Below are 18,060 nucleotides of genomic sequence, written 5' to 3'. Positions count from 1 at the left end.
ACGGAAGCCGCGGTTGGGCCTGCTCGTTCGGCGTTCTACCGTGCGGGGGCCGAGGCGGCCAGCGAGTACATCAGCGGCAGGCGGGCCGCCCGGTCGGGATAGCGGAAGTGGGCATCGTCGACGGTCAGCGCGGCGTAGCGCTGGAACGGGATGGTGTCGTGTTCGCGGACGAACTCGATCCGCAGCCCGACCGCGGCTATGGCGCTGATGACGTCGCCGAGGGTGTGGTGCCACTCGGTGGCGGTGTTGTACGTGGTCGCGGCCTCCCAGTCGGCGTACGAGCCCGGGGCGTCGTAGGTGCGCGCGTCGCGGGTGAAGTAGTCGCGGGCGACGGTGGCCCCGTGCTCGTCGTCGAGGACGTCGGTCAGCGGGTGGAACTCGGCCAGGTAGAGCCGCCCGCCCGGGCGCAGCAGTCCCGCCACGGTGCGCGCCCAGCGGTCGATGTCGGGCAACCACATCAGTGCGCCGCTTCCGGTGTAGACCACGTCGAACGCGCCGGCCCCGAGCTCCTCGACCGCGTCGTAGACGTCGGCCGCGACGAAGCGGGACCGCTGGTCGAGGCCGGTGTCGACGGCGAGGTCGGTTGCCGTGCGGATGGCCGGTGCGGAGAAGTCCAGCCCCGCGACGCGGGCTCCGTGGCGGGCCCAGCCCAGCGTGTCCAGACCGATGTGGCACTGCAGGTGTGCCAGGTCGAGATCGGTGACATCGCCGAGCTCGTCGAGTTGGAACCGGTCGAGGGCCTCGTCCCCGGCGCGGAACCCGTCGAGATCGTAGAACGAGCTCGCGGTGTGGAGCGGGACCCGCTCGTCCCAGTGTCGCCGGTTGTCCTCGACCAGCTCGGTGTCGCTGCCCCCGTGGTTCATGCCGTGATCATAGGGGCGGGCCGCCGTGCGCCGGCAACTCGTTTTTCCCGCAGCGCCGGTGTAACGTCACCCAGCCGCCCAGAGCGGGGACGGCAGATGCCGTCGCCGATGCCTCGCCCCCCGGACCCTTCCTCCAACCGCGCACCATCCTGCTGTCATCGTGACCGCTCCCCGGTGGCAGACCGCGCGAGGTGGGCGATGTCCGGCAGAGCCGATGTGCGGCCCCGGGCGGACGGTCTCGGGTACAACGGGAGGGTGCCACGAGACGGTCGAACCGGGCTGGTGATCCCGGTTCCGGAGGCCGACACCGTGCTGGGGCCGGTGTGCGAACGGTATCCGGAGGCGGTGCGGCGGGAAGTGCCCGCGCACGTGTCGGTGCTGTTCCCTTTCCTGGCCGCCGACGAGCTCGGTGAGCGGGTGTTCGGTGAGTTGCGCGAGTTGTTCGACGAGCAGCCGCCGCTGCGAGTGTCCTGGAGGGAGTGTGCGCGGCACGGTGGGTTCGTGTACCTACGCCCCGATCCGCCCGGTCCCGTTCAGCGGTTGATGGACGCGGTTCAGCGCCGGTGGCCGGACGTGGTTCCCTATGAAGGGCGTCACGAGGTGGTGGAACCGCACCTGACGGTGGCCACGGGCACTTCCAGGGAAACGGCGGTCGCGATCCAGCGGACGGTGACGGAACTGCTTCCGGTCACGGCGGAGCTGTCCGAAGTGTGGCTGGTGGTCTTCGAGGGGCAGTGGCGCATCCGCGAACGGTTCGCTCTCCGGGCCCGGCCGGACCGGAGTGGGGACGTTCGGGAACGGACTGTCTCATGACCGACGACACGACAGCCACTGGCGCACCCGCCTGGTGCCTGCACGGATATCTGCCCGTGCTCGTTCGCACCACGACGGTTCATCACCCCGTCGCTTCCGTCTCCTACGATCCGGAACCCGATTTTTCTCTCGCTGAATGAGAACGCTGTAGTGCTGTGGACTACAACGCCCGCACGCTCGGTGCCCGTATCGGGCGGCTGTGGCCGGGCGACGAGGGCGGGATCGCGTCCGTCGGCCCTCCACCGGCAGCCCCGTCACCGCGACGAGCCGAGGAAAGAGGATGCGGCGATGAGCCCACGAGTGGCGAGTGATCTGCTGTTGGTCGGGAGCCTGCCGACCGGTTCGACCGAACAAGCGTTCCGGTCGGGCGCGCACTGGTTCGGTGACCTGGTTGCCGCACTGCCGGACGGGGAGACCGGGCCACGTGCCCCTTGGGTGGGTTACGAGCGGGAGCGGTTGGTACGCCCCAATCCCGACGTGGTCGTCGTGGAGGAAACGGCCTCTCCGACCGGGGTTCCGCGTCATGTGCACGACACGCCCGTGTTCTCCGTGCGGGAAGGTGTCGAACGGTTGCACTGGGGCACCTGGCCGCGCATCGACGACGCGATCGCCTCCTACGAGGTGTTTCGCGAGTTGCGCGAGCAGGGCACGATCCCGGCCCATCTGCGGTTCCAGGTCGGGCTGCCGTTTCCGTCGAGCGCCATGAACGCGTTCAAGGCGGACTTCGGGCGGGACTATCCCAGGGCGGCACGCGGGTTCGAGGACCTCGTCGCCCGTGAGCTCGAACGGTTGACCGAGGCCATACCGCCGGCCGATCTGGCCATCCAGTGGGACAGCGCCTACGAGACGAAGGACGTCGAGGGGGTGCTGTCCTGGACTTCCGGTGACGCGTGGGAACGATTCGCGGGCCCTGTTTCCCGGCTGACGCGGCTCATCCCGGAGGACGTGCTCGTCGGGTACCACCTGTGCTACGGCACGTTCCCGGAGTGGCCCATGTACGAGCCGCAGGACATGAGCACGGTGGTGCGCATGGCCAACTACGCCGTCGCCGAGTCCGGACGGCGGGTCGACTGGCTGCACTTGGCGGGGCCGCGCTCGCTGCGCAGTGAGGACGAGCGTTTCTTCCGTCCGCTGTCCGACCTCGATGTCGGCGACACGCGGGTCTTCCTGGGGCTGGTGTTGCCCATCGACGGTGTTCCGGGGCTGCAACGTCGCATGAGGACCGCGTCGAAGTACCTCGACGAGTTCGGGCTCTCGATGTACTGCGGGTTCGGTCGGCAGCCGGGCGAGGACGGTGAGGAGACGATGCGCCAGCACCGCGAGACGGTCAGCGCGTGCCGTGGTGACTCCGCCGTTCTTCCCTGACGGTTCCTGTCCTTCGTCGAGCTGTTCCCGGGTGGTTCGGTGTTCGTAACCACCCGGGAACGGTCCTCGTGTTCGAAAGCGCCCCGTCACGGAGCATCGGGCCCTCGTGTACGGCCACGTCGACAGCTCGCGGGCGAAGTGCTTCCCCAGTCGTACGTGACGAGGAGTTTCCGCATGTTCTCCGGCCGTGCCCGTCCTTCACACGCACTTGGCGGGTTCCGTCCCCTCGCTCACGCTGTCGGTGCGACGAGCGCGCTGATGCTGACCGTGCCCGCGCCCCAGGCCGTGGTGGCCCCCGTCCGTGTCCGCGGCCGGAGGGAACGGACGGGGGCCACCGAGTTCCGACGAAGGTCGCGATCACCGCACCGAGCTCAGGCGCGGCGATCGCCGTCGCGTGATCACCGGGAACTTTCGCATGAGCATCGTGGCTTGGCCGGAGCTCACGCCGTGCGTTAACCTCGGTTCGTGATGATTTCCGAGCTGCGATTTCCCAGCCCCCGGCCGTGTAGCGGCCGCGTGGGCGTGATCGTGCTCGTCTAGAGGTCCACACGCGGCCGGTGGCCGGGGGCTTTCCTCCGTTGCTGTTGCTGCCACCGACGAGGAACCGTGTGATGACCACTCCCCAGCTTGATCCCAGCGAGATCGCCGCGTGCCTGCAGGTTCGTGATCTGACCGACCCGGCCTGCGGCGATCATGCCATGCAGACCCTGTTGGCCACCATCGTCGAGCAACTCACCACCCGGTGGGACAGCCGAGCTCGCACGGTGCGGCCCCGGCCTCTGGTCAGCATCGAAGACAACTACGACCGCCTCGGTTACGATCCCGAGGCGGTCACTCGAGACCGTCGCTACACCCGCTACACGAGTGACACCACGATGCTGCGCAGCCACACGTCGGCCGGCATCCCGCCTGCGCTACGCGCGTTGGCGACCGAACAGCACCCGCCGACCGACCTGCTGCTGGTGCTGCCGGGGGTGAGCTACCGCCGGGATGTCATCGACCGGCTGCACATCGGCACCCCGCATCAAGTCGACCTGTGGCGCCTCACCCGGGACCAGCCCCCGACTCCGGCCGACCTCGACGACATGATCGCCACGGTCGTCGCAGCAGCCCTGCCCGCAGCGCACTGGCGCACCCAGCCCGCTGTCCATCCCTACACCGCCTCCGGCCTCCAAGTTGACGTCGAGGCCGATGGCGAGTGGGTCGAGCTCGCCGAGTGCGGCCTAGCCGCGTCGCACGTCCTGGCCGGGGCCGGACTTGACCCGGGACGCTGGAGTGGCCTCGCTCTGGGCATGGGGCTGGACCGGGCGCTGATGCTGCGCAAACGGATCCCCGACATTCGCCTCCTGCGCGCCAGCGAGCCGCGCATCGCCGAGCAGATGCTCGACCTCGCCCCGTGGCGGCCGATCTCGATGATGCCGCCCGTGCGTCGCGACCTATCGATCGTGGCCGATGCCACCACCGACGCCGAACTGCTCGGAGACCGCGCCCGCAGCGCTCTCGGTTCCGAGGCCGACATGCTGGAAAGCCTCACGATCCGCGCAGTCACCGACCACGAGCAGCTGCCCGTCGCGGCCCAACAACGCCTCGGCACCCGCTCCGGACAGGCCAACCTTCTCGTCCGAGCAGTCCTGCGCCCCCTCGACAGCACTCTGACCGACCACCAAGCCAACATCCTCCGCGACCGCATCTACGCCGCCCTCCACCACGGCCCCCACCCGGAATGGGCCGCACCATCCACCTCTCCTCACGAACAGTCACAACCCGCCCGAAGGGGTGGCATGTCCACTCGGGAACCCCACTGAGACATCCCGGACTCCCCCTCGGGCGGAGCGAGGGAGATGTGTCGAGCACGGTCGAGCTGACCGTTGTTTTTCGGCTTCTGCTACCGGGGCGCCGCGCGGCCTCAGAGCTCACCCGGTGGGGTGTCGCGGAGCGCGGGGCGAAGATGGGTGTGTGCCCAGGCATCTAGCGTGGTCGGTGTTGTCGTGAGGATGCCGCGTTCGTCCTCGGCGACGAAGTTCCCGCTCAACCCGGTGGACATGCCGACGATGCCTTCGATCTGTCCGCCGCTCAAACCGGCGGAGCGCAGCGCGGTGCGGAAATCGTCCTCGGAGATCCGCTCGGCGCGCACTTCGCGTCCCACTGCTCGGCCCAGGATGTCGGCCACCTGCGAGAAGGTCAGGTCCTCGGGGCCGTGCACGGCCTGCACGTGGCTGTCCGACCAGTCCGACAGCAGTCGCGCGGCCACGATCTCGCCGATGTCGCGCGGGTCGACCCAGGCCATCGGATGGTCGAGTGGCCACGGTGTGGGCAGCACCCCCTCGCGCAGCGCGGTGAGGTCCATGAGCAGGTTGGTGAAGAAATAGCCGCAGCGCAGGTGCAGCACCCCGGCTCCGGTGGCATCCAGCGCTTCCTCCGTTCGGGCGAGTCCATCGATCTCGCCGGCCCCGTGGCGCTTCTCCGCTCCCACGCTGCTGAGGAACACGGTGCGTGCGATGCCGTTCTCCTCGACCGCGCGTGCCGCGTTGGCGCCCATGCGGGCGTATCCGGCCACCGGGTCGCCGTCCACCGTGTGCGGCGGATCGACCCAGAACAGACAGTCCGCGCCGCGCGTCGCGCGGACCACCGCCTCGGCGTCGCCCTGGTCGACTTGAACGACCTCGGCCCGCGCCCGTATCGCGGCATCGAGCTTGGTGGGGTCGCGCAACAGCAGCGTCGGACGTGTGCCCGCTTGCAGAAGCAGTCGCACGACCCGCGAGCCCACGTGTCCGGTGGGGGTGGTGACGACGATCTTCCTGCGCGTGTGTCCTGGTGTCATACCCGCAACGCTACGGCTGGTTGTGGTCGGATACTGGCCACAACTCTCGATTACATTGAGCGTGATGACCGATCCGAGCACCCGGATGCTGGAGCTGCTGTCGCTGCTGCAGAGCGGACGCAGTTGGCCGGCGACCGAGCTGGCCGCGAGGCTGGGCGCGTCACCGCGCACCCTGCGGCGGGACCTCGATCGCCTGCGTGAGCTCGGCTACCCTGTCTCCTCGACGCGCGGACCGGGGGGCAGCTACCAGCTCGTCGCCGGACGCGCCATGCCTCCGCTGCTGTTCACCGACGAGGAGGCGGTCGCCACCGTCGTCGGCCTGCGTATCGCAGCCCTCACCGAGACGGGCGGTGCCGGCGCGGCCGCCGAAGGTGCTCTGGGCAAACTCGAACGAGTTGTTCCCCAGCGGCTGCGGGCCCGCATCCAGGCGCTGACCGCCGCCACCGAGGTCAACTCCCGCGCCTCCCGAACGCTGGATCTGCGCACTGTGCAGCTGCTGGCCACCGCAGCGCACACGTATCAGGACGTGCGCTTCGACTACACCAGCCGCGGCGGAGAACGCACCGAACGCCGCGTCGAGCCCTACCGGCAGGTACTGATGGGGCACCGTTGGTACCTGCTGGGGTGGGATCGCGACCGTGCCGACTGGCGCACCTACCGCATCGACCGAATCGGTGCTCTCACCGTTCCGGGCACCACTTTCGCGCCCCGCGAGCTGCCCTCCGAGGATCCGGTGAGCTTCGTCCAGGACAGCGCCCGGTTCCCCCGAACCGGGCGGCGCGGCGTGGTGCGTTTCGCGGCCCCGGTCTCGGTGGTCTCCGAGCGGCTGATCGCCCGATCCGGCTCCCTCGAAGCCATCGACGACACCAGCTGCCGCTACACCACCAGCACCGACTCCTGGGAGTGGCTGTCCGCCGCCCTCGCCACGGTCGGCGTGCCCTACAGCATCGAGTCTCCCCCGGAACTGATCACCTGCTCGCGGAAGCTGGCCGAGCGCATAGCCCGAGCAGCCGGTGGGTGATCCTTCCAGCCGGGAAGGAACCTCGCCGAGGAAGCTGCCGATCGGCCGATACGGGCGCACGCGAACTCCGTGCCCCGTCGTGGGCGCTCACTCCCGAGCAGACCTTGTGCTCCCGAAGCTGTTGCGAGGGGCGGAGTGGAGCGATCCCGGTGGGTGCTGGCCTGGAGGCTCGATAGCGTGCGCGTGTGCAGCGGGAGGGCAGGCCGGATGAGCTGGTGGGGGTCTCGTGGACGCTGGTTGGTCATGACTGGCGCTTGGTGGGCAACAAGTCCGGGGCTGCGCGGCTGGGATTCGCGCTGCTGTTGAAGCTCTTCGAGACCGGGGCGCGGTTCCCGCGGCATGCCGAAGAGGTCCCGCGCTCTCGTCGCACGTGCACCGGATTAGCTGCCCAGGATGCCGAGGTGGGCTAGTAGGTCGATGACGGCTTTTTCGCGGATTGGTGCGGCCCGGCCTGTTCCGATGTGCTCGACCGGGGTGGTTGAGCTGCCTGGGAAGGCCCGCCGCCTGCGGGGGTGGTTGCTGCGGGTGATGCGAGTGCGTCCTCCGCGATGACCACGGTGCAGCCGAGCAGATCTCCGGTCGTGCTGCGCAGCCCCTCGAGCTGGTAGCTGTCGATGTCGGTGTAGCGGCGTTTCCGGCGGGACTTGGTGCGGTGTCGTGAGGGGCGAGCAGGCTGTTGCTCTGCCGAATGGTCTGTGCTTGCGATCGCCGTCTCGGCGTGAGGTTCGACGCCCGGCGCGTTCTGGTCGGTGCCGTATCCGGGCACCGGCACAGCGGTCTGCCCGGGCAGTTGTTGGCGGTCCAGATCGGCCACTCGGATGGCGATCTCGTCATATCCGGCATTGGTGGTCATGTGTCCGTTTGACCCCATGCCACGTGAGAGGCCTGGCATGTTCGTGATCACGAGCCCACTGGGGACTCTGCCCGAAACTGACGGTTTCAGCACGTGTGCTCTGGCGAGGTAACCGATCACGAGTGGAGGACGTACTGGTGGTGAGCAGTGCGAGATGATCAGCGGGCTGCTAGGGTGCATGCCATGCCTACGGGAAGTCTTTTCCTCTGACGCGCTCCTCGCGGGAGCGCGGACGGTCGGAGTGATGTCTCCTCCGGTTCGGTGGCGTCGGGCCGTTGCCCCGCCACTCGTTTTGTACGGCCAGTCGGCTTGGGTCCGCCTCCCCGTTCGGTGATTGTGTTTCGCTTCTACACCGAGAGTTGAGCTACTGATGACTGACCGTATGTCTCGTTCCGCTACCCCACTGTCTGACTGGTTCGGCGAGCACACCAGCACCCTGCGTGGTTTCGATGTGGACGCGCCGCTGGACGATCTCGAACCGTTGCGCGACATCGTCGGCGACGCACAGGTGGTGGCCCTGGGCGAGGGTGCCCACTTCGTCGGCGAGTTCACCCATGCTCGGCAGCGGATGCTGCGCTTCCTGGCCGAACGCTGTGGATTCACTGTCGTGGCCTTCGAGTTCGGATTCAGCGAAGCCGCAGCCCTGGACCACTGGCTGCAGGGCCACGGTGACGATGCCGACCTGGCCACGGTGGGTGGGACCACGAACGCCGGGGTGAATCCGCAGCTGGTGCACTGGCTGCGCCGACACAACAGCACCAGCGCACACCCGTTGCGCTTCGTCGGCGTGGACACCCCCACGGCCGGAGGCCAGCTGCGCCCGGCGTTGGAACCGCTGGCCGACTACCTACGCGAGGTGGATCCCGACCTCGTTGGCCTCGTCGAGCGGGCGCTGGCCATCGCCGACCGATTCACCGGAACCTCGGTGGCTGTGGCCGCCCCGAAATGGGCACAGCTGGATGGTGCCGACCAGGACGCGCTGACCGCCTCGTTGACGCGGCTGCTGCTGCGGTTTCGTTCGCTGGAACCGCTGTACGTTTCACGCAGCGACCAGGCCGGCTACGACCTCGCGTTGCGTCACCTCGAGGCGGCCCTGCACGCCGACTACATGTTCACCGCCATGCGCGACCTCTTCGCCGGCCGGGGACTGGACGGGGATGCCGCGGTCCGGGACCACTACATGGCCGAATCGCTGCACTGGCACCTCGACCGCGCCGAACCCGGCACTCGCATCGCGCTGGCCGCCCACAACAACCACATCCAGAAAACCCCGGTGTACTTCGACGACGAACTCGCCGTCCTGCCCATGGGCTACTACCTCCACCGCACGCTCGGCGACAGCTACCGGGCGCTGGCTCAGACCCACACCGCCGAGCACGTCGTCGAAATGCATCCGACCGAGGAGGCCGAAGCCGGCTTTACCGTCACCGAGGAACGCCTCGGTACCCCCGAGCCCGGAAGTGTCGAGGCCGCCGTCATCGACGCCGGATACGGCACCGACATCAGCCTCACCAACCTCCGCAACGCCCCCTCTGAAGGACTGGACCGCATCCGGGCCCAGGGCTCCAGCTTGCCTATCCCCGTACCGCAGGCATTCGACGCGGTCCTGACCAGCCCCACAACCACCACCTACTACACGACCAGCCTGCACAGTGAGCAGTAGGGAGTCCTTGCGGAATACCGCCCGGGCGGTCGGCTTCCGGCACGCGAGTCGGCGCCTCGCCGGCGTCGGAGGGCACCTCGAGCAGCGGCCTGCGCCACGTGCCCTCCCACCTCGGGACGCGTCCACCTCACGCGCCGGAGCAACTCGTCGTGCTCAGGGCGAGCACTCCAGCCAGGAAAAACCATGCTGAAAGGTCAGCAAGAGCAACCGGTTCGGATCCGAGGGGTGGCGCACCGCTCGGACCCGAACCGCTCCTCCACCGAAGTCGTCGCCTGCATCCGCGCTCCACGAGAGAACACGATCGCCGTGGAGCGTCACTGGTCGAGCTCGGCTGGACGCGTCCGCAAGTGGAACCCCTTGCGCACACCCGCTCCGTGGTCCCCAGCGTCCGGCGAACACGCCGGTATCCTCAAACCACCTGGAACCCGGCTCCGGGTCTGCTCAGCCGGCGCCACGGGCCAGTCAAGATACCGGCCGTTCCCCTGAGCCCCGCTGGACCAAGCGGGTCGGCAAGGAGATCCGTTCGGGCGCACCGGTGCCGTCCTTGAGTCGCCGCAGCGCGATCTGACCGGCGTGATTGCCCATCTCTCGGGGATCGTTGGCGATCACGCTGATGCCCAGGGTCTCGCCGAGGTCGAAGTCGTCGAAGCCGACGAAAGCGCACGCTGGGTCGTCTCGCAGCAGCGTGCTGACAGCCCCGACGCTGATCCGGTTGTTGAGGGCGATGATGGCGGTCGGCGGGTCGTCGCGAGCGAGTAGGTCGGCAGTCGCGGAGGCAGCGGACGGCACGTCGTGAACTCTGGCCACGATGAGTGCTTCATCCGGCTCTGCACCGGCTTCGGTCAGCGCCTCGCGGAACGCGGTGAGCCGCTCCGTGGCGGTGAAGAGCTCGGGGCTGTCGGCCAGGGCAGCGATACGTCGGTGGCCACGCGTGGTCAGTTCGTGGATCGCCTCCCGGACACCGGAGTGGTTGTCCCAGAGCACACTGTCGGCGACCACCGTGACCGGCGGCCGGTCCAGGAAGATGATCGGAAGCCCCAGCTGTCGCTCCCCTTCGAGATAGCTGTGGTCGGTCGCGGAGGGAACCAGCATCAGGGCGGTGACCCGGCGCTCGAGCATCGCCTGCACAACGACCCTCTCCCGCTCCGGTTCGTCGTCGGTCGAGGCGATGATGAGTTCGAGGTCGTGCTCACGAAGGGCGTGATCGACGCCTGCGGCGAGCTGGGAGTAGAACGGGTTGTCGAGATTACCGATGACCAGGCCCACAGCCCCGGTGCGCGCGCCCTGACGCAGCTCGCGGGCAAGGCGGTTCGGCCGGAACCTCAACGCCGCGGCCGCCGTGAAAACGCGCTCCCGAGTCTCGGCACGGACGTTGCTCTCGCCGTTGATCGCACGCGCGGCCGTCTTGGCACTCACCCCGGCCAGCCGGGCGACATCCTGCAGCGTGGTGTGCCCCTGCCGCGGAGGGATCTCAGCTGTCACGTCCGCCCCCTTCCTCGACCTTGAGCCTAACCGTCAACGACGGCGTCGTTCCGGACCACCCGTCTCATGTCTATCGATGACATACGTGTCGCTCGATGCATCCGGTTTCTCCCCGATCATGTCACTTATCTACCTTCAATACCGGTGATTTGGCTGCCACTAGTGCCGCAAGCGCTCTATATTCTCTCTTTGACATCGATGACATTCCTGCTAAGTTGACTCGCCAACTGTGGTTTCGGGCACAGCAAATCAGGCCACAGCCGGTCATCACGAAGGAGTGAACAGATGCCCAGTCCCGGCGACCGCGCCTATCGCGCCGCGCAACGCGCCGACCTACTCCGGTTCGCCCAGGGCGCCCGTCACGAGCTCGGCTTCGGCTGGCTCGACGAGGCCGGTCAGCTCGTCACGGAGCGACCCGTCGAACTGTGGATCACCTGCCGGATGACCCACGTCATGAGCCTCGGGGTGCTCGCCGACGAACCCCCGGCTCCCGGCGGCCCCGATCAAGCCGCCCTCACGGATCTCGCGGCCCACGGCGTACGGGCGCTCACGACCGCCTTTGCCGACGAGGAGCACGGAGGCTGGTTCGCCGCCGTGGGGCCACACGGTCCGGTCGAGGAGGCCAAGCAGGCCTATGCCCACGCGTTCGTGTGCCTGGCCGCGAGTTCCGCGGCAGCGGCGGGGATCTCCGGTGCCGAGGCCCTGCTCCGCGAGGCCGTCGACGTGCACGAGCGCCACTTCTGGGACGACGAGGTGGGCCTGGCGGTCGAGGAGTGGGACCGTGCCTGGACGGTGCTCGGCGACTACCGCGGCATCAACGCCAACATGCACACCGTCGAGGCCTACCTCGCCGTCGGTGACGTCCTCGGAGACGCGGTGTGGCACCACCGCGCCGGTCGGATCGCCGCCGCCGTCGTCGGCTGGGCCCGGGCCAACGACTGGCGCATTCCCGAGCACTTCGACTCCACCTGGACACCGATGCTCGAGCACAACCGCGACCAGCCGGCGGATCCCTTCCGTCCCTTCGGCGCCACAGTCGGACACGGTCTGGAGTGGGCCAGGCTGCTCGTGGCGGTCGACGCCAGTCTCGGTCAGGCAGCCCCGGACGGTCTGCTCGAGGCCGCGGTCGCGCTCACCGACCGGGCCGTCGCCGACGGCTGGGCGGCCGACGGAGTCGACGGGTTCGTGTACACCACCGACTGGCAGGGCCGCCCGGTCGTGCGGACACGTATGCACTGGGTACTCGCCGAGGCGGTCAACACCGCCGAGACACTGCGCCGAGTCACCGGCGACAGCACGTACGCCGATCACGCCGATCGCTGGTGGACCTACGTCGACCGCTACCTCGTCGATCGCGAGCACGGCTCCTGGCGACACGAGCTCGGTCCCGACAACCTCCCCAGCGCCGAGGTGTGGACCGGCAAGCCCGATGTCTACCACGCCTATCAGGCGGCTCTTCTGCCCGAGCTCCCGATCGTGCCCTCGTTCGCCGCGGCGCTGGCCGGCGGCAGTCGACCGGCTCAGACCACGACCGCAGCCCCTGGCACCCAGTACCGGACCGAGAAGGGGTTCCCGGCATGAAGGATCGCACCGCACCAACCCCTGCAGGCAACCTCGCCGGTAAGAAGCTCGTCCTCCGAAGCGCCGTCATCGCCGCGCTCGGCGGTCTGCTGTTCGGCTTCGACACCGCCGTGGTCTCCGGCACCACCGAGGCGCTGAAACGGGTTTTCTCCCTGGGTGGGGCAGGCCTCGGCTTCACCGTCGCGACGGCCCTGATCGGCACCATCGTTGGTGCCGCCGCCACCGGGCTCGGGAAACCGGCCGACCGGATCGGGCGCAAGAAAGTCCTGTACGCGATCGGGATCCTCTACATGGTGTCCGCCCTTGGCAGCGCTTTGGCACCCGGGTGGGTGTCGTTCATGGTGATGCGCTTCGTCGGCGGCATCGGGGTCGGCGCGGCCGCCGCGGTCGCACCGATCTACAACGCCGAAGTGGCGCCGCCGAAACTCCGCGGCCGCATGGTGGGGCTGTTCCAGTTCAACATCGTGCTCGGCATTCTGCTGGCCTATCTGTCGAACTACGTCGTGCTCCAGGTGGCGCCCGACGCGACGGCCTGGCGGTGGATGTTCGGGGTCGAGGCGCTTCCCGCGCTCGCGTTCGTGCTGTTGCTGGCGCTGGTGCCGGAGAGCCCGCGCTGGCTGATGAAGGTGGGACGCGTGGAGGAGGCCGACCGCTTGATCACGGTCCTCGCCTCGGACGCGGACCAGGCGCGGCTGGCTCGCGAGGAGATCATCGAGGCAAACGAGGCCGACCACACCGAGCAACGCACCACGTTCTTCGCCCGTCCGCACCGCAAGATTATCCTGCTGGCGTTCGCGATCGCGGCTTTCAACCAGCTCTCCGGAATCAACGCGGTGCTCTACTACGCCCCCTCGATCTTCGAGTCGGCCGGAATGGACGAAAGCGCCTCGTTCCTCAGCAGCGCCGGTGTGGGGCTGATCAACCTGATCTCGACGATGCTCGCTCTCGTCGTGATCGACCGGCTCGGACGACGCAAGCTGATGCTCGTCGGATCGTTCGGTTACCTGCTCACCCTGGGCGTTCTCGCGGTGACCTTCCTCAGCCAGGGCGAGGCGTTCTCCGGCGCGGCAAGCCTGCTCGTGGTGGTCATGGTGATGCTGTTCGTCGCCGCGCACGCTTTCGGCCAGGGCGCCGTCATCTGGGTCTTCATCTCCGAGATCTTCCCGACCTCGATCCGCGCACGAGGGCAGGCGTTCGGCTCACTGACCCACTGGGGATTCGCGGCCGCCATCTCCTGGATCTTCCCGTTGCTGGCAGAGGCGATCGGTGGCGGGACGGCCTTCACCTTCTTCTTCGTGTGCATGGTCGGCCAGCTCGTCTGGGTGCTGTTGCTGATGCCCGAGACCAAGGGGGTGCCGCTGGAGGAGATGAAGGGCGTCCTCGGGCTGCGGCACAGCCCGGACAGCCACCCGGACGCCGGTCGGTCCCGGGGCAGCTCCGACTCCTTGACCCCTGACTGAGCAGACACCGGACGTGGGTGCCCCGGGTTGGCCGAGAACGGCCCCCGGGGCACACCCACGCGACAGCACAGCCCCGCGCCGGGGCCTGCGTCCCGGCCACGAAAGGTGACGCCATGCAGCAAGGAGCCCTCGTCGTGGGTGAGTCCCTGGTCGACATCGTGCACGAGCGAGACGGATCGGTGATCGGCTATCCCGGCGGCAGCGCCGCCAACGTCGCGGTCGCCCTCGCCCGTCTCGGCCGGCCGACCTGGTTCGCGACCAGCTACACCGACGACGAGCACGGTCGGCTCATCGCCGACCACCTCGAGCGGGACCAGGTACGTCTGGCCACCGACGTCGCCGCCATCGACCACACCTCGGCGGCGGTGGCCACCATCGCCGCGGACGGCGCCGCGGAGTACCGGTTCGACATCGATTGGCGGCTGAACCCGCTCGCGCTGCCCGACAACGTGCAGCCGGTCGCACTCCACGCCTGCTCCCTCGGAGCAGTGCTCACTCCGGGCTGTGAGCAGGTCTACGAGCTGGTCGACCACCTCCGCGCCAGTGCCCTGGTCAGCTACGACCTCAACGCTCGACCCGCGGTGACCGGAACCGGCCCCGAGGTGCACGCCCGCGTGCAGCGCTTGGTCGCGATCAGCGACGTGGTCAAAGCCTCCGAGGAGGACCTGGACGTGCTCTACCCGGGCCTCGACCACCTCAGCGCCGCCCGTGACCTCCTGGCACAAGGTCCCCGCGCCGTGGTCGTCACAAAAAGCGACGAGGGCGCGTTCGTGCTGACACGCAGCGGCGCGGTACAGACTCCCACTCCGGAGGGAATCGTCGTCGCCGACACCATCGGTGCCGGTGACACCATCGGCGCCGCCCTGCTCGACGCGCTCTGGGCAAAGGATGTGGCAGGGCCCGACGCACGCACCCGGTTGGATGCGCTCGCATCCGACGCATGGCGCGAGGTGCTGACCTACGCCGGTCGCGCCGCCGCCGTGACAGTCTCGCGCCCCGGCGCGAACCCGCCCTATCGGTGTGAGGTCACTGCCGGATGAGTTCGCCGACGGCTTCCCGCCGGACGAGCGGCTTGCCCGAGCGGCCTTCCCCGCCATCGAGCGCTGCCAAAACTCATCGATACTTCGACGCCTGCGAAGGTCCTACCGCTTTCCTGGGGCGCCGACAAGCGCCGTCGGCCGACACCGACATAGCCGGTCGGGGGCCGGTGACACCGGCTGTCGGTGTGCCTGTGTGACGTTGATGGAGACTGTTCGTTTCGGCAGTGACAGCCACAACCTCCTAGGCCGGTGTTGTCGTCCGGCGGACTGCTGGGTGGTTGTCGCCCTTCGAACCGGGTAGGCATGCCGTCGGTGCCGCGGGTGAAGGGTTTCCATGCCGAAACCGCGTCCCCGGCTGTCGGTCAGCTCGTCGACCGTCGTGGCAGTCGGCCCCGTGCTCCCGGTGTCCTGAGGAGCAAGGTGGTGTTCACTCGGTCATGGTGTTGGTGGGGCGTTAGCGTCCGCTCATGCGTCAGGGTCGGACGTCGGACGAGCTGGTCGAGTTGCTGACGAAGGTGCTCGACGTTGCGACGGTGACGTCGGTGAGGCCGCATCGGGGTTTTCACGGCCGTGAGGTATGACCCGATCAGGAGCCCCTGATCGGGTCAGCCCCGGCGCGGGGGCAGAGCCGCAGGCGGCGGGACGGGGGCAGACCGTCCCGCAGCGCCACACCCGCCTCAACTCTCCCGCCGTCCGAGCGGCGCGCGCCTTTCGCGGCGCACCGGGGGACGCCGTTCCCTCCGTGCGCTGCCCCTGTTTTCGGGGCAACACCGAGGTCAGTGGGCGTTGAGTTCGTAGATCTCCCACGAATCCAGGTGGACCCGCCCGCCGTCGGCGAACGGGCGCACGCGGTTGCCCTTCGGGGCGGGGAACACGAGGTCGGTGAGCACGACCTGGCCGCGGTCGCCGAACACCTCCACGCAGCAGCGATCCATCAGGATCCGCAGCCGCACAACACCGTCGTCCGGAACGTGCTCGGCTGCGTGGCGCGCCGGGAACGCGTCACTGACGGTGGTGTCGCCCGACTCGGTACGTTCGACGAACACCTGCCGGGCGGTGACGTCGTAGCCGATGCGAGTGACCTGCTCTCCATCGGTGAACACCTCCAGGCCGAACGACGTGGCCGAGGCCCCGGTGAGCCGGAACTCTGTGGTCATGTCCAGCTCGGACCCGCGGAACTCCGGCGCCGCTCCCCCGTCGGAGACGGCACCGGACCAGCGTCGCGGTCTCCTGCGCACCCGTTCCAGTTCGGCAACGGGCCGCTGGGCCACCCGGAGCCCGGCACCGGTCTCGATCAGGGACAGCTCGCGCGGCACGGACATGCTGCCCCGCCACGGTGAGGTGGGGATCTCGCTGGCGTACGTCCAGTTGCTCATCCAACCCAGCCACAGACGGCGCCCGTCTGATTCGGGAATGCCAGCCCAGGTCACGGCCGCGTAGAAGTCCGCGCCCTGATCAACCCACCGAACCTCGCCGGGGGATCCGTCGTTGCGGAACCGGGTCCCGTCGAACTCGCCCACGAAGTACTGCATTCCCGAACCGCCGGCCGGGCCGCCCGGGTTGATGCTGACGATGAGGACCCACTTGCTACGGCCCGGCTGCCCCTCGACCGGGAGTCGGAATAGGTCGGGGCATTCCCACACGCCTCCGTGCGCGCCTTGGTCGGAGCCGAACTCGCTCAGCCGCTCCCAGTTCAGGAGATCCGGCGAGGCGTAGAAGCTGATCCGGTCTCCCTCGGCCAACGACATGATCCACCGCTCGGTTTCGTCGTGCCAAAAGACCTTCGGGTCGCGGAAGTCGGCCACACCCGGGTTCTCGATCACCGGGTTTCCGGCGTATTTCGTCCAGGTGCGCCCGCGGTCCGTGCTGTAGGCGATGCTCTGCTGCTGGGTTTGCCCAGCGTTGGTGTAGATCGCCACTATTCCCGGCTCGGCGTCGAAGAGACCGCTCGTGTTGTCGTGATCGACGACGGCGCTGCCGGAGAAGATCGCGCCCAGTTCGTCGGGGCTGAGCGCGACCGGCAGTTCCGTCCAGTGCACGAGGTCGTGGCTGACCGCGTGTCCCCACGACATGTTCCCCCACTGATCGCCGTGGGGATTGTGCTGGAAGAACAGATGGTACTCGCCCTGGAAGTGGACCATGCCGTTCGGGTCGTTCATCCAGTTGCGTTCCGGTGTGAAGTGCACCGTGGGCCGCCAGTACGGGGTGCCAGCCGAGCTGTCGCCCGCGAATGCGGTCCTTGGCTGCGGCGCGAGGACCCCGGTAGCCACGAGCGCGCCAGTGCCGAGCAGGAAGCCGCGCCTGCCGAGGCGTGCCTGCCGGTGGGGTTCGATCGAATCGTCAGGGTGGTGCATGCCGACCTCCTCGTCCCTGTCCCGCTGGCAACAGCCAGCGGTGGTTGGCCTGGCCGCGAGCGCATTACGTCGACGCAAGACGCTCGCCCGAACTTCGTGAACCGCGTGGGAGATAAGCGTTGTCCTCGTGAGCTGTCCCCCTCGGGTTCGGGCAGCTTTCGGTACAGCAACACCGGGCCGAGCACGCCGAAGGCCGGCGTGCACCCGAAACAGGCTGGTCACGGTGATGGCGTTGATCAGACCCAGTGCCGAGATCACGACGGTGAAGTCCCACCCCCGGCGCTTCATCGTGCCGCCCCGGACTCGCACCGCCGAGCAAACCGGCGGTCGCTCCGAGCGACGGTGGTGCGACGACGAGCTGCTGTACGTCCTGTTTCGAGTGATCAGCGCGCAAGACGGCCGACGTGGACATGAGCAGGAGCCCTTCTCGATACGGACAAGTTGGTGCCGGGGTCATCTCGTCTCACGGCGGCGCACTGGATCACTGGGCGCAGGCAGAGGCGCGGACTCGACGTAGCCGGATGAGTGCGGGCGAACGGTCCGTTCACCTGCTCATCGGCTGCCCGCTCGACTGACGTCGCTGCCTCTGCACCCCACACCAACGCCCGATTCTGACTGTTTTTGTGTGGCTTCGTTTTTGATGTTGACCGATTATGCCTGCTGTCGCGATGTTGTCAAGGGTTCGACCACGGCTCGCTCGAGCGTGGTGATCAGCGAGGTCCGCTCGTGCGGAGTCGGAGCCCC

At 68.4% G+C, this 18,060-nt stretch carries 14 protein-coding genes; 9 read left to right on the top strand and 5 right to left on the bottom strand.

Annotation, left to right across the window (positions count from 1 at the left end):
* Positions 1-35 precede the first annotated feature (35 nt).
* Positions 36-863, bottom strand: coding sequence for a class I SAM-dependent methyltransferase (locus tag FHR84_RS19530; protein ID WP_179536992.1), 828 nt, complete (start codon positions 861-863; stop codon positions 36-38).
* Between the two features lie 255 nt (positions 864-1,118).
* Between FHR84_RS19530 and FHR84_RS19525 the strand changes: the two genes are divergently transcribed.
* The 4 genes from FHR84_RS19525 (at position 1,119) to srmL (ending at position 4,846) form a co-directional block, all read left to right on the top strand.
* Entirely contained in the window at positions 1,119-1,676 is a 558-nt protein-coding gene (locus FHR84_RS19525; protein WP_179536991.1) for a 2'-5' RNA ligase family protein, read from the top strand.
* Positions 1,673-1,816 carry a hypothetical protein gene (locus tag FHR84_RS19520; protein ID WP_179536990.1) on the top strand — a complete coding sequence of 48 codons (144 nt, stop codon included), beginning with the start codon at positions 1,673-1,675 and terminating at the stop codon, positions 1,814-1,816. Before FHR84_RS19525 ends, FHR84_RS19520 begins: the two co-directional genes overlap by 4 nt.
* A 148-nt stretch (positions 1,817-1,964) precedes the next feature.
* Positions 1,965-3,041, top strand: a complete 1,077-nt coding sequence (locus FHR84_RS19515; protein ID WP_218863419.1) for a uroporphyrinogen decarboxylase/cobalamine-independent methonine synthase family protein — start codon at positions 1,965-1,967, stop codon at positions 3,039-3,041.
* Between the two features lie 611 nt (positions 3,042-3,652).
* Positions 3,653-4,846: a PheS-related mystery ligase SrmL gene (gene srmL / locus FHR84_RS19510; RefSeq protein WP_179536989.1), complete on the top strand. Its 1,194-nt coding sequence runs from the start codon at positions 3,653-3,655 to the stop codon at positions 4,844-4,846.
* A 101-nt stretch (positions 4,847-4,947) separates the two neighbouring features.
* Here srmL and FHR84_RS19505 read toward each other — a convergent pair whose 3' ends face one another.
* Positions 4,948-5,862: an NmrA family NAD(P)-binding protein gene (locus FHR84_RS19505; protein ID WP_179536988.1), complete on the bottom strand. Its 915-nt coding sequence runs from the start codon at positions 5,860-5,862 to the stop codon at positions 4,948-4,950.
* A gap of 64 nt (positions 5,863-5,926) precedes the next feature.
* On the opposite strand from FHR84_RS19505, the gene FHR84_RS19500 reads away from it, so the two are divergent.
* A complete protein-coding gene (locus FHR84_RS19500; RefSeq protein WP_179536987.1) occupies positions 5,927-6,883 on the top strand; it encodes a helix-turn-helix transcriptional regulator in 957 nt (318 codons plus the stop codon).
* Positions 6,884-7,289: 406 nt separating this feature from the next.
* On the opposite strand, the gene FHR84_RS19495 is transcribed toward FHR84_RS19500, so the two are convergent.
* The gene (locus FHR84_RS19495; RefSeq protein ID WP_179536986.1) at positions 7,290-7,736 is read right to left on the bottom strand and encodes a hypothetical protein; all 447 of its coding nucleotides are present in this window, start codon (positions 7,734-7,736) and stop codon (positions 7,290-7,292) included.
* Between the two features lie 370 nt (positions 7,737-8,106).
* Here FHR84_RS19495 and FHR84_RS19490 point away from each other — a divergent pair, with 370 nt between their 5' ends.
* The gene (locus FHR84_RS19490; RefSeq protein WP_246300803.1) at positions 8,107-9,399 is read left to right on the top strand and encodes an erythromycin esterase family protein; all 1,293 of its coding nucleotides are present in this window, start codon (positions 8,107-8,109) and stop codon (positions 9,397-9,399) included.
* Between the two features lie 462 nt (positions 9,400-9,861).
* On the opposite strand, the gene FHR84_RS19485 is transcribed toward FHR84_RS19490, so the two are convergent.
* Positions 9,862-10,881, bottom strand: a complete 1,020-nt coding sequence (locus FHR84_RS19485) for a substrate-binding domain-containing protein (RefSeq protein ID WP_179536985.1) — start codon at positions 10,879-10,881, stop codon at positions 9,862-9,864.
* 285 nt (positions 10,882-11,166) lie between these two features.
* Between FHR84_RS19485 and FHR84_RS19480 the strand changes: the two genes are divergently transcribed.
* The 3 genes from FHR84_RS19480 (at position 11,167) to FHR84_RS19470 (ending at position 14,962) form a co-directional block, all read left to right on the top strand.
* Entirely contained in the window at positions 11,167-12,462 is a 1,296-nt protein-coding gene (locus tag FHR84_RS19480; RefSeq protein ID WP_179536984.1) for an AGE family epimerase/isomerase, read from the top strand.
* Complete coding sequence (locus tag FHR84_RS19475; RefSeq protein WP_179536983.1) at positions 12,459-13,922, top strand: sugar porter family MFS transporter; 1,464 nt, start codon at positions 12,459-12,461, stop codon at positions 13,920-13,922. Before FHR84_RS19480 ends, FHR84_RS19475 begins: the two co-directional genes overlap by 4 nt.
* Positions 13,923-14,035: 113 nt before the next feature.
* Entirely contained in the window at positions 14,036-14,962 is a 927-nt protein-coding gene (locus tag FHR84_RS19470; RefSeq protein ID WP_179536982.1) for a PfkB family carbohydrate kinase, read from the top strand.
* 776 nt (positions 14,963-15,738) lie between these two features.
* Here FHR84_RS19470 and FHR84_RS19465 read toward each other — a convergent pair.
* On the bottom strand, positions 15,739-17,316 hold the full coding sequence (locus FHR84_RS19465; protein WP_179536981.1) for a glycoside hydrolase family 32 protein: 1,578 nt from the start codon (positions 17,314-17,316) through the stop codon (positions 15,739-15,741).
* Positions 17,317-18,060 lie beyond the last annotated feature (744 nt).

The organism is Actinopolyspora biskrensis (assembly GCF_013408175.1).
Lineage (GTDB): Bacteria > Actinomycetota > Actinomycetes > Mycobacteriales > Pseudonocardiaceae > Actinopolyspora > Actinopolyspora biskrensis.
Note: the sequence above shows the minus strand (reverse complement) of the source record. Positions and strands in the feature narration are given on the sequence as shown.